The 17,826-nt window shown below is 52.7% G+C and carries 17 protein-coding genes; 16 read left to right on the top strand and 1 reads right to left on the bottom strand.

Translation table 11 applies throughout. The features are described from left to right. The first annotated feature begins 247 nt into the window (after nt 1–247). From Q8O92_12445 to Q8O92_12380, 14 genes are all read left to right on the top strand, one after another. Nucleotides 248–1,678, top strand: coding sequence for a hypothetical protein (locus Q8O92_12445; protein ID MDP2984124.1), 1,431 nt, complete (start codon nt 248–250; stop codon nt 1,676–1,678). Between the two features lie 334 nt (nt 1,679–2,012). Continuing rightward, on the top strand, nt 2,013–3,362 hold the full coding sequence (locus Q8O92_12440; GenBank protein ID MDP2984123.1) for a phage portal protein: 1,350 nt from the start codon (nt 2,013–2,015) through the stop codon (nt 3,360–3,362). A gap of 71 nt (nt 3,363–3,433) precedes the next feature. Then, nucleotides 3,434–3,979 carry a hypothetical protein gene (locus tag Q8O92_12435; protein MDP2984122.1) on the top strand — a complete coding sequence of 182 codons (546 nt, stop codon included), beginning with the start codon at nt 3,434–3,436 and terminating at the stop codon, nt 3,977–3,979. A gap of 334 nt (nt 3,980–4,313) precedes the next feature. Next, nucleotides 4,314–5,300, top strand: coding sequence for a hypothetical protein (locus Q8O92_12430; GenBank protein ID MDP2984121.1), 987 nt, complete (start codon nt 4,314–4,316; stop codon nt 5,298–5,300). Then, nucleotides 5,300–6,286, top strand: coding sequence for a hypothetical protein (locus Q8O92_12425; protein MDP2984120.1), 987 nt, complete (start codon nt 5,300–5,302; stop codon nt 6,284–6,286). The genes Q8O92_12430 and Q8O92_12425 overlap by 1 nt, the downstream gene beginning before the upstream one ends. 233 nt (nt 6,287–6,519) lie before the next feature. Beyond that, nucleotides 6,520–6,720 carry a hypothetical protein gene (locus tag Q8O92_12420; protein MDP2984119.1) on the top strand — a complete coding sequence of 67 codons (201 nt, stop codon included), beginning with the start codon at nt 6,520–6,522 and terminating at the stop codon, nt 6,718–6,720. Nucleotides 6,721–6,799: 79 nt separating this feature from the next. Continuing rightward, nucleotides 6,800–7,135 carry a hypothetical protein gene (locus Q8O92_12415; GenBank protein ID MDP2984118.1) on the top strand — a complete coding sequence of 112 codons (336 nt, stop codon included), beginning with the start codon at nt 6,800–6,802 and terminating at the stop codon, nt 7,133–7,135. A 191-nt stretch (nt 7,136–7,326) separates the two neighbouring features. After that, nucleotides 7,327–7,746 (top strand): hypothetical protein, encoded by a 420-nt coding sequence (locus Q8O92_12410; protein MDP2984117.1) that lies wholly within the window; start codon nt 7,327–7,329, stop codon nt 7,744–7,746. A gap of 29 nt (nt 7,747–7,775) precedes the next feature. After that, entirely contained in the window at nt 7,776–7,910 is a 135-nt protein-coding gene (locus Q8O92_12405) for a hypothetical protein (protein ID MDP2984116.1), read from the top strand. A 238-nt stretch (nt 7,911–8,148) separates the two neighbouring features. Beyond that, nucleotides 8,149–8,646, top strand: coding sequence for a hypothetical protein (locus Q8O92_12400; protein MDP2984115.1), 498 nt, complete (start codon nt 8,149–8,151; stop codon nt 8,644–8,646). Nucleotides 8,647–8,791: 145 nt separating this feature from the next. Then, entirely contained in the window at nt 8,792–11,695 is a 2,904-nt protein-coding gene (locus tag Q8O92_12395; GenBank protein MDP2984114.1) for a fibronectin type III domain-containing protein, read from the top strand. 192 nt (nt 11,696–11,887) lie between these two features. Next, a complete protein-coding gene (locus tag Q8O92_12390; GenBank protein ID MDP2984113.1) occupies nt 11,888–13,771 on the top strand; it encodes a hypothetical protein in 1,884 nt (627 codons plus the stop codon). A gap of 163 nt (nt 13,772–13,934) precedes the next feature. Next, the gene (locus Q8O92_12385) at nt 13,935–15,830 is read left to right on the top strand and encodes a hypothetical protein (protein MDP2984112.1); all 1,896 of its coding nucleotides are present in this window, start codon (nt 13,935–13,937) and stop codon (nt 15,828–15,830) included. A gap of 187 nt (nt 15,831–16,017) precedes the next feature. Continuing rightward, a complete protein-coding gene (locus Q8O92_12380; GenBank protein MDP2984111.1) occupies nt 16,018–16,428 on the top strand; it encodes a D-Ala-D-Ala carboxypeptidase family metallohydrolase in 411 nt (136 codons plus the stop codon). A 34-nt stretch (nt 16,429–16,462) separates the two neighbouring features. Here Q8O92_12380 and Q8O92_12375 read toward each other — a convergent pair whose 3' ends face one another. Beyond that, nucleotides 16,463–16,843: a hypothetical protein gene (locus tag Q8O92_12375; protein MDP2984110.1), complete on the bottom strand. Its 381-nt coding sequence runs from the start codon at nt 16,841–16,843 to the stop codon at nt 16,463–16,465. Between the two features lie 171 nt (nt 16,844–17,014). Between Q8O92_12375 and Q8O92_12370 the strand changes: the two genes are divergently transcribed. Next, nucleotides 17,015–17,224, top strand: coding sequence for a hypothetical protein (locus Q8O92_12370; GenBank protein MDP2984109.1), 210 nt, complete (start codon nt 17,015–17,017; stop codon nt 17,222–17,224). Between the two features lie 97 nt (nt 17,225–17,321). Next, a complete protein-coding gene (locus Q8O92_12365) occupies nt 17,322–17,636 on the top strand; it encodes a hypothetical protein (GenBank protein MDP2984108.1) in 315 nt (104 codons plus the stop codon). The last annotated feature ends 190 nt before the right edge of the window (nt 17,637–17,826 follow it).

The raw sequence follows: 17,826 nt of genomic DNA, 5'->3' as shown, positions 1-17,826 counted from the left end.
TATCCATCGGCATCCGGGCCGGGGAAGGGGAAATAGTGTAAAATTTTACTTGACAAAGCTAACGAACGTTATTATATTATAGCCCAGACATCAAAAAAAGCTTTATCTCAACTGCTGAATTGGTTTGATATTTTGGGGTCTAAGTTTTAGACCGCTAAAATTTTTGTTTAAAAATATAACGTTAGTTATCATTGAATTTTGTTGTAATAACAAATGTTATCTACAACCATGAAAGGAACGGTACAAGGTGGGGTTCAATGCCGATATCGCCAGATCGAAAAAAGACTGTATCTTCTTCGGCGCAAGGTATTTCCCGCATCTGGTCACCCAGGGATGCGCGCCGTTCCACCACCGTCTCATCGAGATTGTCGAAGACCCCCAAAAGGACCGCATCTCCATCCTTGCGCCGAGGGGGCATGCCAAGTCAACCTGGCTCAGCATCATCTATCCCATCTGGAAAATAGTCAAAGACCGAGATATAAAAATTATCATCGTTTCGGATACCGGAGATCAGGCGGAAATGTTTCTCAGGCTCATCAAGGACGAACTGGAAGCAAACGAACGATTAATCGAGGATTTCGGCGCGTTTTACCGAAAGCCCTCGCCGGGAAGCCCGAATGTGTGGAAAGCATGCGACATCACGGTCATCAGGTCTTCGCGGGCAAAGGAGCCGACCATCATCTGCGGCGGAACCGGCAAGCGGATTGTAGGCCGAAGGGCGGACCTGATCATTGTGGATGACCCGCTCAACGATGAGAACACGGAAAACGAAAAACAGCGCCGTAAGACCCTGCGCTGGTTCCGAAAGACGCTCACCCCGATTGTGAACCCGGAGACCGGGAGGATCGTGGTTATCGGGACCCGCAAGCACCCGGAGGACCTCCATGCCGAGCTGGGACGGAGCAGCCGATACGCGCAGTATATCTTCCGGGCGCTCGACAAGGACAGACCGCTCTGGAAGGAGCGCTGGCCGAGGGCGCGGCTCCTCCGTGAGAAGGAGGAAATCGGTTCGCTGGTGTTTGCCCAGGAATACCAGAACGAGCCGGTCTGCGAGGAAACAGCCTTCTTCCGCCGTGAATGGATAGAGCGCTGCTATGATTACCAGGCGGTGTTTCCGGGGAGCTACCGTGGGGAGATGCCGGTATTCACCGGGTGGGACCTGGCCGTGGTTTCCGACCGTGAGCATGCAGAGGAGCATGACAGCGACTACACGGTAGGTATCACCATTGCCCTTGGAGCGGACGGCACCCGTCACCTCATAGATCTGTACCGTGAGCGGGGGCTTACACCGGGACAGGTGCTCGCGGTCATCAAAGACCGGGCGCGGCTTTTCAATCCCCGGCTGATCACCATCGAGAATAATCTCTTCCAATGCCTCTACGAACAGGAATTGATCAACACCACCGACCTGCCGGTGGTCGGGCATACCACCGGCCGTGAGAAGATGGATGTGTTCCGGGGGGTGCCGTCGCTATCGGTGTATTTTGAGAATGGGAAATACCGTCTGCCGCGAGGGGACGAGCGCGCAACGAGGCTCACCAATGTTCTCACCGATGAGCTGGTGGGGCTGGGGGTGGAGGCGCATGACGATACGGTGATGGCTCTCTGGATCGCCGAATGCGGGATAAGGAAAATGAAGGAGAGCGCGGGGATCGAGGTGATCGATGATCCGACGTAAACTCACCCCCCTGACCCCCAAAAGACTGTCTGAACCAGTGATGCGCATGATTAAAATGATAAAAGATGATAAAAAGAAAATGACAAAGACATAAAGAGAAAAAGAACCGGAGAAAAAATTGAATGCGTTTCACGCTCCTGAAAAATCAAAGTTTTTTAAACCATAGTAATATGCACAATCACAGGTATCAGCGTTTAAGGCTTTCATATCAATTGGGCTTTGGGTGGTGTTTAATTTTTCAATCATCTTTTATCATTTTCATCATTCGCATCAGTGGTTCAGACAATTTATACAGGCAGCAGAATCAGAGGCATTTTCACCGAAAGGAGAATTCATGAATCTCATGCAGAGGATGTTCGGCGCCGGAAACAGCACGGCCAAGAGTTCGGCGAGTCTGGCAGCCGGGTTGACGCCATTTGATGAACACCGGGCGAATATCATCAAGTGGTGGACCTATTATCACGGGAGCGACCCCGCAGTCGGGAAAAGCCAGTGGGATTACCTGTACAGCCGGTTCGAAACCATGCCGCGCAGAGAGCTTGAGGATGTGGAAAACCATACCCGCATCTGCACCGACCGCCTGCGGAGACTTCTGGTCAACTCCTGGCGGGGATTCGAGTTCGAGGACGAAGCGGTCGGAAGCCGGGTAAGGGAAGTATTCAGCCGTAACCGCTGGCCGTACCTTTTGAACCTGGCGGCGCTTTACGGAAAGGTGACCGGGGATGCATTCATCAAGCTGGCCCCTGCCGCTCCGGAATCACGGTTCGGGCCAGTGCGGCTCATCCTTCTCGACAGCGAGGCGGTGGAACTGGATATTTCGCCCCATGACCGTGACGACATCCGCTCGGTCACCGTATCCTACGATTATTTCGAGGACGAGAACGGAACCCGCAGCCGTCACCGGTACCAGGAAATCATCGACGGCAAAAGCGTGACCGCCTTCGTGGACGGTGAATTCGCGCCTGGATATTCGTATGACCATAATCTGCGATTCATTCCCGTGGTCCATGTGCGGAACGGGGACTCCGGTGGGGGAGTATACGGCGAATCGTTCGTAGCCCGCCTGGTCGAGGCTCAGGACGCCCTGAATCTTCTTTCCACCGACCTCATGGATATCGTCCGCTACGACGGCCACAAGACCACCATTTTCCAGAATGTGCACATCGACCGCGGCGCCTCTCGTGACGGCCAGACTCCGGGGGAGATAGACCTGTCCATCGGAAAGGGACTGGTGGTCAAGGGGGAAGGGAAGGTGTACAAGCTCGAGCAGCAGAACGATCTCGGGGCGGCGCTTCAGGAATACGACCGCAAGGTAGACGCCTTTTATGATCTAGCCGGTGTGCCCCGGATATCCCGGGAGATGGTCTCGCACATGGGAAACCTGAGCGGAAAGGCCATCGAGAGGCTCTACCAGGACGCCATCGAATCCACCCGTGAGACGCAGGGGCTTTACGGTGAATCGTTCCGTGAGCTGGCGCTCAAGACGGCGGCGATGCTCGGGCTTGCGCCATCGGGGGTGAAAGCGGTCTGGTACAGCGAAGTGATCTCTGCGGATGCGGAGGCGCTCGCCCGTGAATATGAGATCGGGGCAAGGTCAATCCGTTCGGTGATGCGGAAGATAGGGATCGAGGATGTGGAAGGGATGATGAAAGAGATAGGGGAGGAGAAACAACTCACCCCTTGATCTCTTCTCTTGGGATTACCTCAAAAATTGGTTTCAGGATCAAACGAATAATAGAAAGAAAGGAGGCAGTTGTGACACAGTATTCCGAGGAACAGTTGCAGGAAATGATCAGTGAGGCGGTGGATAAGACGGAGAAATCTTTCGGCGGGACATTCAAACGGCTCAAGAGCGAGAACGAGGAACTCCGTGAGAAGTATGAATCGGCGATGATACAGTTCGAGAACGAAAAGGCATCTTATGACAGCAGGATGCTGGACCTCGACCGCGAGCTGACGGAGAAAAAGGTTAAGCTTTCCAAGATGGGTGTGAGAAGCGAAATCCAGAGGCAGCTCGGCGAAAAGGGGCCGATTCCGGAGCGGTTCATTAATTTTGATGAAATTCCGTATTCGGAGGAACCGGAAACACTCTCCGCCGCAGTTGCCGAGGCCCTGGAGAAAGGGCGGAAGGAATTCGAGTCAGCCCTGCAGGAAGCGGGACTGACGATTTCTCAGGAAAACCGTGCAGCGGTGAATCCCACGAACCCTCCCAGCCGTGACCAGAGGACAGCACGAGATTTGAAAGCCGCCGGGGCAAAAGAGGCTTTGAGAGATATGGCAAGACGAGGACTGATCAGGTGATAATGAAAGACAGTCCAAAGCCCAAAGGGAAAAGACAAAGGATTAAAGGGACAGGATTCACATAATTAAAATCTTGTAAAATCTTGTCCTGTCAAAAAAATAAAAGATATAAAAAAATTTAGACATGATTAACATGATTTACAGGATTAAAAAGGGAAAGAACAAATCTTGTCCTGTCAAAAGGAAGATGCTGAAACAAGTTCAGCATGACTTCAGAGGATGCTCATCCACTTTCGAAAAAAGAGGGCGAAGTAGAGGATTCGATAATCAACCAGAGGAAATGCACTGATTTTTCTAAGAAACACCGAAAACCCACACAAGAAAGGAAATCACCATGGGAGCAGAACCTGGCTTCATTTCCAGCCATACCGCAACAACGGGGACAGCGCTGGTGCAGACCTCGCCGAATATTCAGGCGGTAAACGGGGAGTCGGCGGTGACCGCCTGCCAGCTCATGAGCATCAGTCCTCGAGACAGCAAGGCGTATCTGTGCGATCTCAACACCATGCACTGCATCCCGGCGGGATTTGCCGCCGCCAACCATCCGCTCTCCACCAATGTGGATGACACCACCAAAGTAACCCTGATTCGTCAGGGGCGCATCAGGGGGTTCTCCGGGCTTGTTCCGGGGGCGCTGTACTACCCTTCCGCGGATACCGCAGGTGCGGTGGTTCCCGAAAGGGCTTCTGCAGGCCCGGTAATTACCGCTGTTGAAGCCACAAGCGGTAGCGCTTTTCTCTGTAATGTCCACATCCGCGCGGGACACCGTCCCACAGCCGGCAACTGGACCATAACCTTCCTCTCCGCGACAACCTGCGTCATAACTCCTCCGGGGGGAAGCGCCGGAGCGGCATTTACGGTGGCAAACAATTCCACCTACAACGGAACTATCACCGGCGCCGAAAGCTTCTTTATCGAAACCCAGACCGTTTCCACGGGATGCGCCGCGACAGTGACAGTTTCCTACAGCACCGAAGCGGCGATGGTCATAACCTTGAATTCTCCGGGGAATGCATTCACGGCATTTGCCCCGCTTTCAGGCATGGCCGGAAAGAATATTGCCGCCGGATTCTACCAGGTTGAAACTACTGCCTCCTCGGTCATGTTCAGATTCAATGGTGGCGCCCTATCTGCTGCCATGACCATAGCGGCGGGTAAGGTCTATTTCGACATCATTCCGGGCATGGCGCTCACTACCCAGGGCAGCGCGGTTACCGCCGAGACCAATTACTTCGTGATCGGAACCCAGGAACTGGCCGCCCCGGTGGGTATCGCAATCAATGAATCAACCATTCAAATTCTCATGGGAGGAATCGGCTGATGGCAGAATACGGAATCCGCACCATCGACAATGTCAGGGCCGCCGCCCTGTACGACCGTTACCTCGGCTGGATCGACGAGTACAATTCCAATCCGGAGTACCTGTCCGAATTCATCCGCCGGGTGGGAGTCAAGATCGACCGCCCGAACGCGGTGCTCTCCGAGGCGCCGTTCGAATTCGTCGAGACCGCCGAACTGGCCCTGCCCGACTGGCAGAAGGGGATGGACATCGCCATTCCGGTCGATTTCCGGTACTATGCGCTGGGACAGGCGTTCAGCCGGAGATTCATTCAGTCAAACACCGCGCAGGTACTCGACGAGCGCACCAAGAAGGCCATCGCCGCCGACCAGCGGCTGGTAATGAAGAAATATCTGGGGGCCATGATCACCAAATCCTCTGCCGGATTCTATGACGGAGCGAGCTATACGCCTCCGCGCTACAAACACAACACATTCACCAGCGCCCACCAGCACTATGTGCTCTCCAGCCTGGGAGTGGGAGACGCGGTATGGAATATCGCCGACATCCGCTGGGTGAAGGAGCATATCCTGGAGCATGGATATTCGGCGCTGAACCTGCACCTGTACGCCAATGCCAACACCATCCGTGACATCGAGAACTGGGCGACCTGGACGGCATCCTCCACACCCACGGTGCCGACCAGCCTCACCGATATCCTGGCCACCCAGGGATTTGCCCAGGGAGTGAGCATCGAAGGATTCGTCCTCCATCACGAGGAATGGGTTCCGAACGGGTATATGCTGTTCCTCAGCCTCGACGAGCCCTGTGTGGCGGAGCGGGTGCATCCGAATCCCTCGGCCCGGGGCCTTCAGCTTATTGCCGGCAAGAATTCCAACTGCCAGCTCGAAGATTCCTATTATGAGCGGGCGATCGGAACCGCGGTGATCGGTAAGGGCGCCGGAGTGGTGCTCTGCAACACCGCAGGGGCTGTCTGGGCGAACCCGGAAGGATTCACGTTCGATTAACCCGACCAAAGCCGACGGGAAGGCAAAAAGGGATAATTGTGCGGCGAAAGGCAACGTTGGTTATCCAATAATAATAAAATTATAACTATAGTGTTGTCCAATGAGTCGCATGATACCGATTGACGCCTTCCCGGCCGGAATAATCCCCCCTGTCCCCCCTTATTAAGGGGGGAAAACCGGCATTTGAATAGCAGCGAGGTTTCGACCTCGATTTCAAAGAGAGAGGGAACGATATGCGGAAAACAAACGAAGAACTGGATGAAATGATCACGGAGCAGGAAAATCTCATTGCCGATGCGGCAGGCATGGTGGATGTAAAGCGCGGGAGTGTAACCAAGTCTTTCGGACAGATGGTCAAAAACAGGCGTGAAGCCATGGAAGCCCTCGAAAGCAGTAAGGAGATAACCACGGTGAATCTGAAAGCGGGGATATAGATCCAAAGTGCTGTAAAGAATTACGGTCATGTCAGATGCTGAAACAGGTTCAGCATGACATGTGAAAGGAGTGTGGATAATGAATCTCCTGGAAGAAAGCGATATGGAGTATCCTCTCACGGTTTCAGTGAGCCGTGCGGCGGGATCATACGATGAATTGGGGAACTATACCGAGACGATGACCAGAATCATCGAGGATATGCCGGCTGATATCCAGCTTTCCCTGAAGCTCCGGCAGTTCAGCTCAGAAGATGCAACCGGACTTTCAGATAAATCGGTATGGGTAATGTACTGCCTCCCGCCACAAGCGATCCGTGAGGGAGACCGTGTATCCGACGGGACAAGGGAATTCACGGTGGACGTGGTGGGGGACTGGGGGAGCCATGTGGAATGCGTGATGAGAAGGAAAGGATGAAATCCCCCCGCCGCATAAGCGGCGACCCCCTTTTTAAGGGGGTAAAAATTCTTGCTGACGTAGTTCCCCCTTTAATAATGGGGGATGTCCAAAGGACAGGGGGGATAAGTCCTACAAGAGGACCTGCTTTACCTGATAGTTTTTCAAATAACACATGTGAAGAAAGCTTTTTAAAAAACAGGACAGAGAATATGCCGAAAATAAGCGAGATCAATACTGCGGTGTTCCGGCTGCTGGAGGAGGACGAAACCCTTGCCGTGATGTGTACGGTTTTAAAGGGCGCGAAACGTCCCGCCAGAGCCAAGAATCCCACCATAACTGTGGATACGAAACGCCTCGAACCCGGCGAGGGAGAAGGAATATGGATGTGCGATGTGACGGTTACCGCCTATGCGGACAACCTCTCGAACGGTACCGCCGACCAGGGGAAGCTGGAAGATATTTCGGCCCGGGTGAAGGAGATTCTTGCCGACAGCGAAATCGAACTGGAAAACGGCAAGGCCCTCCCCCTGATAGAGGGGGAGAGCCATGGGTCGGAATGGTCGAGTTATCATGAGAACGAGGCGGCGCAGGAGAACATATTCGGGCTGGTTTTTGTAAGCTTCACGTAATCGTAAGTGCGACAGGGAGGGATACGGTCATGGATTGGAATACCGGAGAGGAACTGAACAGGATCAGGCTTCTTGAAAAGAAGATCGAAGAGCTGGAAGCGCTTATACGGAAACAGACGGAGCTTCTCCTTGAAGAGGATCTGAAGGCGAGGGGATTGAAATAATAAGGGAGAAGGATGAAGGATGTAAGGGCGGGTATGTAATCCGCCCGAAGGCACAAAGGCACAAAGTGCAAAGAAAAGGAAAGATAGATCCTGAAACAAGTTCAGGATGACGTCATGCCGAACTTGTTGCCGCTTCGCGGGAACGATGAAACCGTTTCGGCATCTATTCAACAACATGTACGATGAAAAATGTCGCCTTGTAAAAAGTCAAAAATACTAATCAAAAACGGAGGATGATGTGATTCCCATCACAGAGTTCCGAACTTTACCGGTTTCTTCTGCCGAACCATCGGACCGAGCGGTACAGGGCACAGTACTCGGGACCGGTGTCAGCCTGAATCTGGGGAAGGTGGATACTACGGATGAAGCGCAGGATACGCCGGTGAAAGTGGTCTGGTGGCGGGTGAGCGACATGCGCGGCAACGCCGAGATTTCCAATATCAGAATCTGGATCGAGGGGGCAGGAGATATTACCGGCCAAGCATCATGGTATATGGACATCACCGATACCTGGACAGCAGGAAAAACCGCTGTACAGGTGAAAACGGCAACGCCGGGAAACGCCCCGCTTTCGGAGCCATTGCCCAACCTGACCAGAAGCGGAGGAGGGGTAATCGAAGGGACGGGAAATGCAGAAGTTTCCCAGTATATCTACATCACCGGAAACATCGGAGTCAATGTGCCGACCGGTGAAACCACGGACCTGAAGCTCAGGGTGAAGTTCGATTATCACTGATTTCCGCAAAGTTGGCCGATTCTTTTCAAAATAGACGCCGAAACAAGTTCGGCATGACAAGTGTCATCCTGAACTCGTTGCCGCTTCGCGGGAACGATAAAACCGTTTCAGGATATAGATGTCCAATCATGAAAGGGCAGGGAATATGCGCACGATAATACCGTTTCTTTCGGTCAGCCTTATGCTGGCGGCGCTGGTTCAGGCGGAGCAATACCTTGACCAGAACGGAGAGGTTGAACGCTCGGAACTTGTAAATCTCCGCACAGAACATTCGGAGACATACGAAAAGAGCGACGGGAGCCGCGCCATCCAGATATTCGCCAAACGAAAATATTATCGAGACAACGGTGAACTGGCCAGAATATCTCTCGCTCCAGTCGAAGAAAACCTCAAAGGATTCACCGCAGCGGTGAAAACGGGATTGTATACCTATCGATACAATCCGGAGAGGGCTGTGGACGGCGGCCGGTTCGAGCGAGGGGAATTTTATGTAACGTTTCTTCCCATCGGGAAGATGGAAGGCAAGAAAGTCAGTGTGAAGCCCCTCGCCGATGGAATCAAGGAATCGATAGAAATCACGAGCCGTGAAGATTCCGTAATGAGTTGGAGGATCGACACCAATGCGCTGGTCAGGTTTACCTCAGGGGAATTGGTATTTGAAGACAGAAACGGAGAGATACTGTTCAAAGTACCCCGGTTGACAGCCTGGGACAAAGCGTTAAAAGAAGTGACGGTTTTGGCAGCATTTTCCGGAGACACGCTGACATGCAGTCTCACGATTCCCGATAAGGCGGCATGGCCGATTACTGTTGATCCGTCCATCGCCCTGGCAAATGTGGATGCAAAAATCGGCTATCAATCATCATCAGACCCTGTCTATACAACTGCGCGAAACAAAACCGCTGCTGAATCACCTGAAAATGGCGGAACATCGTTCTGGCTGGGGCAGAAGTATATAACCGGCAGTTATAATGTGTATCGTTCCTTTTTCGTTTTCGATACAGCGCCGATTCCGGATAATGCGATCATCGACAGCGCAAAGGTTGTAACGGTGATGAGCTATAATGAAAGCGAAACTGATTTCGATGTAAAACTGGTGGCGGGAACGTTCTCCGGCAACTGGTCTTTAGACTGGTTCAATGATTTTATGGGGTGGGCATCCAGCGGGGTCTACTCGGTAACTACCGTTTCCACTACGATCAATACTTCCGCCATCAGTGTCGGAGACACCTGCCGGTTCAAACTCAATGCAGCCGGGATCGATTCCATCAACAAGAACGGGGAAACGAGATATGTGCTTATCTCGGACAATGATATCAACAATACAGCCCCTCAGCAAGCCTCTCCCGAAAGGATACAATTTCAGCAGGATTCGCCATTCCTGATGGTCTGGTACCGGATTCCGATTGCTCCTCCATCCAATTTCGTGATGACTGCAATCGATTCAACCACCATTGCCTGTTCCTGGAACGATATGAGCGCCAACGAGCAGAAATTTTACATCGTGAACATGGCCGATTCGAGCATCGTGGATTCCACGGCGGCCAATGCAACCGCCGACACGCTCCGGGGGCTTTCTAAAAATACACTATATATCTGGGCGGCGGCGGCCGATTCGGGGGGAGTGCGCGGTTATTCGAATGCGGATACCTCCTGGACGCTGCTCTATCCGCCCAAAGGATGGGAAGTGAAAATAATGCCCATCAGCCCGGACACCCTCCGCATCGCAGTGAATACTCCCCCGAACGGGATGCTCGGCCTGACAGGAATGGAAGTGAACGCTGTTTCCGGTTACGGGGCGACAAGCTCGGGATGGCTGAACGGGCAGTACTCCTACCTGGACGGGGGTCTCAATCCCGACTCCTCCTATGTCTATAAGGTCAGATTCCGAAACGGGAACGGAGATTCCACTTCCTGGTCGCTGTCAATCAGGTACACCCTGGGCGGCCTGGACACCCTGATAGTATACCTTTGGGGTGATCAGTTCGATGATTACAATTTGGATTTCGGGAGCGGGATGAGGGATTCAACCCTGGTGAAAGTGGGGAAATCGGACAGCGGGCAGAAACTGGACGGGTTTCTTTCGTTCGAGCTGCCCTGGCAGGTGCAGAAGGGTGGGGTGAAGGAGATGTACCTCGCAATGAACCGAACCTCCGAGAGAAGCACGAGCTCACCTGCAATCATCGTGTACGGAATACCGGTGAAGAACATATCCCCGGTGGAAAGTCTGACCCTGGGGGCGCAGGATTCCACTGCCGTGAAGGTAAGCTGGACGGTGTCGAGCGACACGGGTGAAAAAACATCGCCCAATCTGCGGAGTATTTTCCGAACATGGCAGGATCTCACCCCGAACCGCGACTACACCTACGGTTTCGGGATGCGGCTGGATGACGGCGGGCAGGCGGACAGTGTACGGGCGGCGTTTCTCGATTTTTCCAATCCTTCCTACAATCAGAGCACGAAGCTGACTCTCTATTACACTCCCGGATACCCGGATACACTCGACGGTATTCCGGCCAACCTCACTCTCACGGTTCTTTCGCCGGACAGCATCCGGGCCGACTGGGAAGACAGATCTTCGAGCGAATACGGCTCTGTACTTCTGAATCTGTCAGATTCCACCCGGGTTGCGGGTACAGACACCCTGGGGGAGAATGCACAGACCGTGACGGTAGGCGGGCTTACTCCGAACACGGTATACCAGTGGTTTGTCCGCGCATTCACCACCGTGGACCATAAATCCACCTCCGGAGTGAGCGCCCGGAGCCTGACCCGCACGCCGGGGATTCCCACGGTGAGCGCCTTTTCGCCGACGGCTCTCCGTTTTGTCGTGAATCCCCTCGACAATCCTTCGTTTACCGAATTTGCGGTTCAGGATTCGACGACCGGATGGTATGTGGATCCCGGAGTTCATCCGCACATTCTCCGGGCGGGGCCTTCCGGCGAATGGAGCTGGAAAACGTACGGGCAATGGGGAGGAGCAGCGGGGGACAGCATTACCGGGCTCTCGCCGAACAGCAGCCATGCCATTCGGGTTAAGGGGAGATAGAACCCTCACCCCCTACCCCCTCTCCCGTAAACGGGCGAGGGGGCAAGGAATCTGGAATTGATTCTTGCTTTTATACATAACCCATAGATGCCGAAACAAGTTCGGCATGACACAGTGCGCTCATCATCCTGCGGACGAGTATGAGTTCAAGACAAATTACTCGATAAATACATTTTGAAGGAGGAACACACCATGACCGAAACCGGATTCGGAGGAGGGAGATACGCATTTACTCTAGCGGAACCGCCTGCCGCTCCGATTCTTACAGCGGTGGGTTCGACTTCAGGCCTAGTTACGCTTGACGCCGACGGAAACCCGAGCTATACCGAGTATGCGATCTATAATGCAACTACCGGACAGTATCTCGATGCCTCCGGAAACGGGTCATCGTCGCCGGTTTGGAGAACCAGGAGCGCCTGGGGAACAGCGTCCGCAGGGGGGCTTAATCCTTCGACCGAGTATGAGTTCAAGGCCAAAGCCCGCAACCAGGAAGGCACTGCAACATCATTCGGGGCGGGAGCTTTTCTGACAACGTTCGAGTGCGCAACGGAAGACCTTGATAGTTTCTTTACCGTTATGAAAGCCTCGTCCACCATCTCGGCTCCCGAATTTATGAGCGGACTTTCCGCAAGCATACTCCTGGCCGGAAAGAATCTGCATGATTTCGGATTTTATGTGGATCGGATCAGCGGGCTCGATCTTCCGAAGGTGGTTCCGGATGAAGAACTCCTTCCCGGAGCGCATACCTGGAAGGTTTGGGATGAATACTTTGCGCTAAAACGCATTGTGCTGGAAGGACATGTCCACGGTACATCTCCCGAGGACTTACGGCTGCGGCTGGCCTATCTGAAAAGTTTTTTAACCACGTTCGAGGGAAATCCCTGGCGTTCCACTGCGCCGGTGCACCTGGAACGATCGGATATGGGAGACCGTCACTGGCAGGTCTATTATGAATCCATCGATCAGGCGGAAACGCTTGGGAAACGGGACATTTCCACAAGCGCCCGTGTACGGGTGACAATGAAATGCCCCATACCATATGCACTCTCGAACGATATCGTCCGCAAAGAATTTTCTCCAGGGGTGGGAGGATTCAATTCTCTCGATCTTGGGAATGCGCCATCGGACGCGGTCTATGTGATCACCGGGCCGGCTGCGAATCCCTCATTCTCCATGGGAGACATGGTGTTTCTCTGCAATTATGCCGACGGATTAGCATTCCGTGATGTTGAAAATGCCGCACTGACCGGCACTTTTACCCCGTCAAACGGGGAAGCCGGGGCATATCGTACGACGGAAACCGGGATGGGTATATTGGTAACAGGAAGCAGTACACTATCATATACCGCACCGGGCAATTCTGATGACGGCGCCTGGGTGGTTGTGTTCGAACCCCAGTGGCAAAGTTCGACGCAAACCGAGGATGTGGTTATTCTGGAGCATCGTTATGATGCGGACAACTTTATTCGCTTGTACTGGGACGGCTCGGCGCAGGCCTGGGTATTCCGGAAACGAGCCGCCGGAGCGGATGCTGAGGTTTCCACCCCGTTCCAGGCTTTCACTGCCGGTACGCGAATAGTAATCGGTATAACCTACGACCACAGCAACGCCGGGGGAATGAAACTATTCATTGACGGAGTCCAGGCTGGAGTGGGTGGCAACACAACGGTTATAACGCAAGCACCGGAAGGACTTACACTGCACAGTGGAGACGGGACAATGCAGCCGGATGCAGTGTTCAGCCTCATCGCGGGATGGTCACGAATGCTCTCCGCAGATGAGATGCTGAAGATAGCCACGGACACGAAGGCAGTGAAAAATCTCAATGTTCCGGTATCCTACACGGGATCGCTTGAAGAAGGTGATCTCCTTACCCTGGATTCGGAACGGAAAACGGCGGCGCTTTTCGATGTTTCCGCAGGGACGAGAACCAATGTCATCAATTCTCTGAGCGGAGAGATTCCGGCGCTGATCCCGGGAAGGCGGCGAACTGCAACCGATCATACCCAGACCATGATCTACTCGAAAACAGAAGCGGCAAAGATGGAGGTGAGATACAGAAGGAGGTTTTTGTAAAAATGAAAGAAGAAAAAAATATCTCTCACAAAGTTCGCAAAGGGAAAAAAGGGAAAAATTAGACAGGATTGACAAGATTAACAAGATTAAAATGCTTAACGAAAAACAAGAAAATAATCTTGTAATATCTTGTAAATCCTGTCAATAAGAAAATGGAGGCATTATGAGATATGCGGTAGATATTCTTGACGAAAACGGAAACCGTGTAGCCAAACTCTCCGGCCTTGTCGCCGCCCGTCTCCGGGAAAAGGTAAACACGCCCGCTCTTATCACGGTGGAAACGGTGGAGCGGGAAGAATGGGAGTATATCACACCGGGGCAATCATTCCTCCGGCTCAGGACTCTGCCTGACGGTGCACAATCAACATTCAGGGTGATGGAGATGAAAGAGTCCCGCATAAGAGAGCGGGCAAGCCTCACCGCAACAGCCCGTCATATCCTCGCCGATGCCGGGAATGAGATATTCTCCGAAGCGGCCGACTGCATTAACCATACACCCAGTGAGCTGGCTCTTCGGGTGCTCGGCTACTCCGCATTCGGGGTCGGCACGGTCGAGCCTGCGGGAACGATACCGTTCGTCCGTTTCGAATTTGAATCGGTTCTTGACTGTCTTCTCCGCATCTGTTCGCTCACCGGAGGGGAACTTGAGCTGGACGAAGCATCCGGGAACATCAATATCCTGCATCAAATCGGTGAATCGAACGGGGTGATCTTCCGGTATGGGTTGAATCTGAAAGGCGCCGCCCGGACAGTGAACATCAGCCGTCTGGCTAATCGTGTCTACGGTCTCGGGGGAGGGGATCCACCGCTTCTTCTCAGCAGTGCAACAGCAAGCGGGGGAGAAAGATACGCCGAAGATACAGACTCAATATCATACTACGGACTCCATGAAGCGGTCTGCCATGAGCCCACCCTTGAGGACACGGTGAACCTGGTTGCCACTCCAGCGCTTGACGGGACATATACCGGCGGGCTCTGCGAACACTGGGTCAACATGGGCGCCACAGCCAGCAGGAACACCGATCCACAGTACTACCTTTACGGCACCGCGTCTCAGAAAGCGGCGACTTCCGCATCCGGCCAGGGCATTAAACAGGATGTGGGGGTTACGGTCGGAAAGGTGTACAGCCTTCTCGCTCATGTCATTCTCTCATCCGGGGCAGTCCGGGTACAGGTGGATGACGGGACCACGGTGTACCGTCGGCCGGAGGCGGTAAACGGGACAGGTCTTGCGGTTATACGGATCGAAAACTGGAAGTCCGGCGCCGCCACTGTTACCGTGAAAGTAATGCAGGAAAGCGCGGGAACCGCCACATTTTATGTCGACAGCGTACAGATCGCCGAAGGCGCCTGTACAAGGCCTTTTACCATCGGGAAGAGCGCCGATACCCTCTGGAACCGTACTGTGGAATTACTCGAAGCAAGGAAGAATCCGGAAATCACCTACGAGGTGGACCTGGTCGATCTCTACGGAGATATAAGGGCGGAGAGGGAGGCAGACCGGTTCGGGCTGGGGGATGAAGTCACGGTTATCGACCCGGTGATCGGACTGGCTGTGAATACCCGTGTGATGGACCGTGAGGTGGATATTCTCCATCCCTGGCGAGTTCGGGTGCATCTCGACAGTTCCTCAAGCGGTGTGGCCGACATCCTGGCAGCCCTCAGAAAGTCCCAGGAAGAAGGATTAAAGCACACACGAGCGGCGCTGGCAGAAAGCTCGACAGCGGCGGAAACAGGCTCCAGCCGTCCCGGATTCATGAACCAGGCATTCCGGTTCTTCGGCACAGTTACCGCATCTTCCTGGAACAGCGTCAGTTGGAGTGCTGGAACGCTGCGGGTCGGCGACGGGTACTTCTCCATCACTTCAGGGTCGGCGACCGGACTTGCCGGATCATCCACTTTCTACTTCTATTTCGACCGTACGATTTCCACAACTTTCGGCAACACGACTACGCAAGACGAAGCCGAAGGGGCGGACCGCATCCTCGTTTTCGCGGTTACCACCACCGCCTCTCCCCAACTCTGTGTGATTCACCCTATGGGAATAATAAAAGGATGACTCACCCCTTGATCCCCTCTCTTAAAAAGAGAGGGGAAGAACCAGATTTGCTTTATAAAAAGCAAGGTTACAGATTCTCCGATTATTAAGTCACAGATGAAGTGATCATTCCAATATAAACCAGGACACAGTGTAACAAAATTCAGATAGTTTCACATTTCAGGTTACATGAAAGGGGAAAAGAATTATGGCGTTAAAGGAATTATCCATCCGTGAAAAGCCAAATTATTACGTAACCGAGCATTTTTTATACAGCGATTTCGTTTGTCCCTGCTGCGACACAATGAAGATCATCCCGGCATTTTACCGTCAGGCGGCCATGCTCGAGCATATGCGGATGGAGCTCGGTTTCCCGATAATCGTCAATTCGGGATACCGGTGCGCCAAACACAACAGCGAGGTAGGAGGGGCCGCGCGGTCATGGCATCTCCTGTTCGCCACCGATATAAGTCCGGCGGATGATATAAAGCTTCAGCACGCTGAAGCTCTCCAGGCGCTGTATACCCTGGCTGAAGAGATGGGATTCGGAGGCATCGGGCGGTACGAGACATTTCTCCATCTGGATCTTCGTCCCGAAACGGCAAGGTGGAGAGGGTGAAAAACAGCCCAAAGTCCAAATACTTCCGGGGGGGTCAAGGAGTAATATCACCTTCTTCAGAATCGTCCGGCGATTTGATTTTGGTTGAATATTTCCGGTAGAGGAGATACTTGTTCCGCGCTTTGTAGACGATGTAGATAAACCAGCCGACGCTGAAGAAAGCGAGCACACCCATATACAATGTGTATTGACCGGGATGGAGAAGGCTTCGGCGCATGGTTAGAAAATAAGCGGTATAGAAGATGCCGGCCATGAGAATCAACCCCGCCATTACCTCGATCAACAGATTGATGAGGAGAGTGGAGCGGTTGCGCTGAATAATGTCGTCGACACTTGCTCTTCTTCTGATCCGGCGGGCTTCTTCCCGGCGCTTGTTAATATAGGAAAGGTCAGGGATCTTGTTTGGATCGTGCATGGTTCCAACTTCTTCACAAGTCATTTAAAAATCAAGTTTAAGGAAATAATATAACATTTTCATGGAAAAGGAGAATAAAAAACAGAACGAAGAATCCTGAAGCCAGAATGTAAAAAAGAGAAACCGGAAAAAAACACAATTGAGATAATCTTTTGAAAGGGGGTGATCGGCATGGAATTTATCGAACTGGTAAAACTGGGTACTCCGTTCCTGGTTTTGGGAATGCTTCTGTTCCTGGAACGGATTAACACAAAAGTAGACTCCATCGGGGAGCATGTCCGTGAAATTCGAAAAGGGATGATCTGGCAGGACACCTGTACAGCGAAACATGAGGAAATCAACCGTCGCTTTATACGCCTGGAACGAAAGATTCCGGCTTGAAATGGATAGAATCCGGGGATAAAGGATGCCGGGCCGATTCAGAGGCCGGTTTGACTCTGGCAAAAAGGACACATCACACTATAAAAGGAGGTGAAGAATGTTAAAAATGACGACACTCCCTGTTTCAGCAATTCTTCTCTTTTTCTTTGCTGCACAGGCGGAAGCGGTGGAGATACTGGGGAAAATCACCTCAGCGCTCTCCGGAGAGGTTGTTTCCCTGGCTCTTTCTGTGGTTCTTGCCGTAGGCGCAGGGATTCTGGGGATAATGTTTACAAAGGTAGCCCGAACACTCAAGGAAGCGGGGGACTTTCTGGCCGTGCTCGGAAACGCTCTGGAAGATAAGAGGATAACCCGTGAGGAACTGGCGGGAATAGTGAAAGAAGGAAGGGAGATATTCGGGGTATGGAGGTAAGCGTTAGGTGAAATGGGGGCTTGTCTGAAAAGATTAGCCCCCCATAAATATCTGGTAAATTTATACGCAATGTATTAGCCCGGATTATTCATAAAAAAAGGCAGTGCATCAACTAATATATTGTATTATATTGTAGTTAGACAAATAACGACGAACAAACACAATACAAATGAGTTGAGCCTGCCATGAG

Source organism: Candidatus Latescibacter sp. (genome assembly GCA_030692375.1).
Classification (GTDB): Bacteria; Latescibacterota; Latescibacteria; order Latescibacterales; family Latescibacteraceae; genus JAUYCD01.
This window is presented reverse-complemented; position numbering and strand designations above follow the sequence as displayed.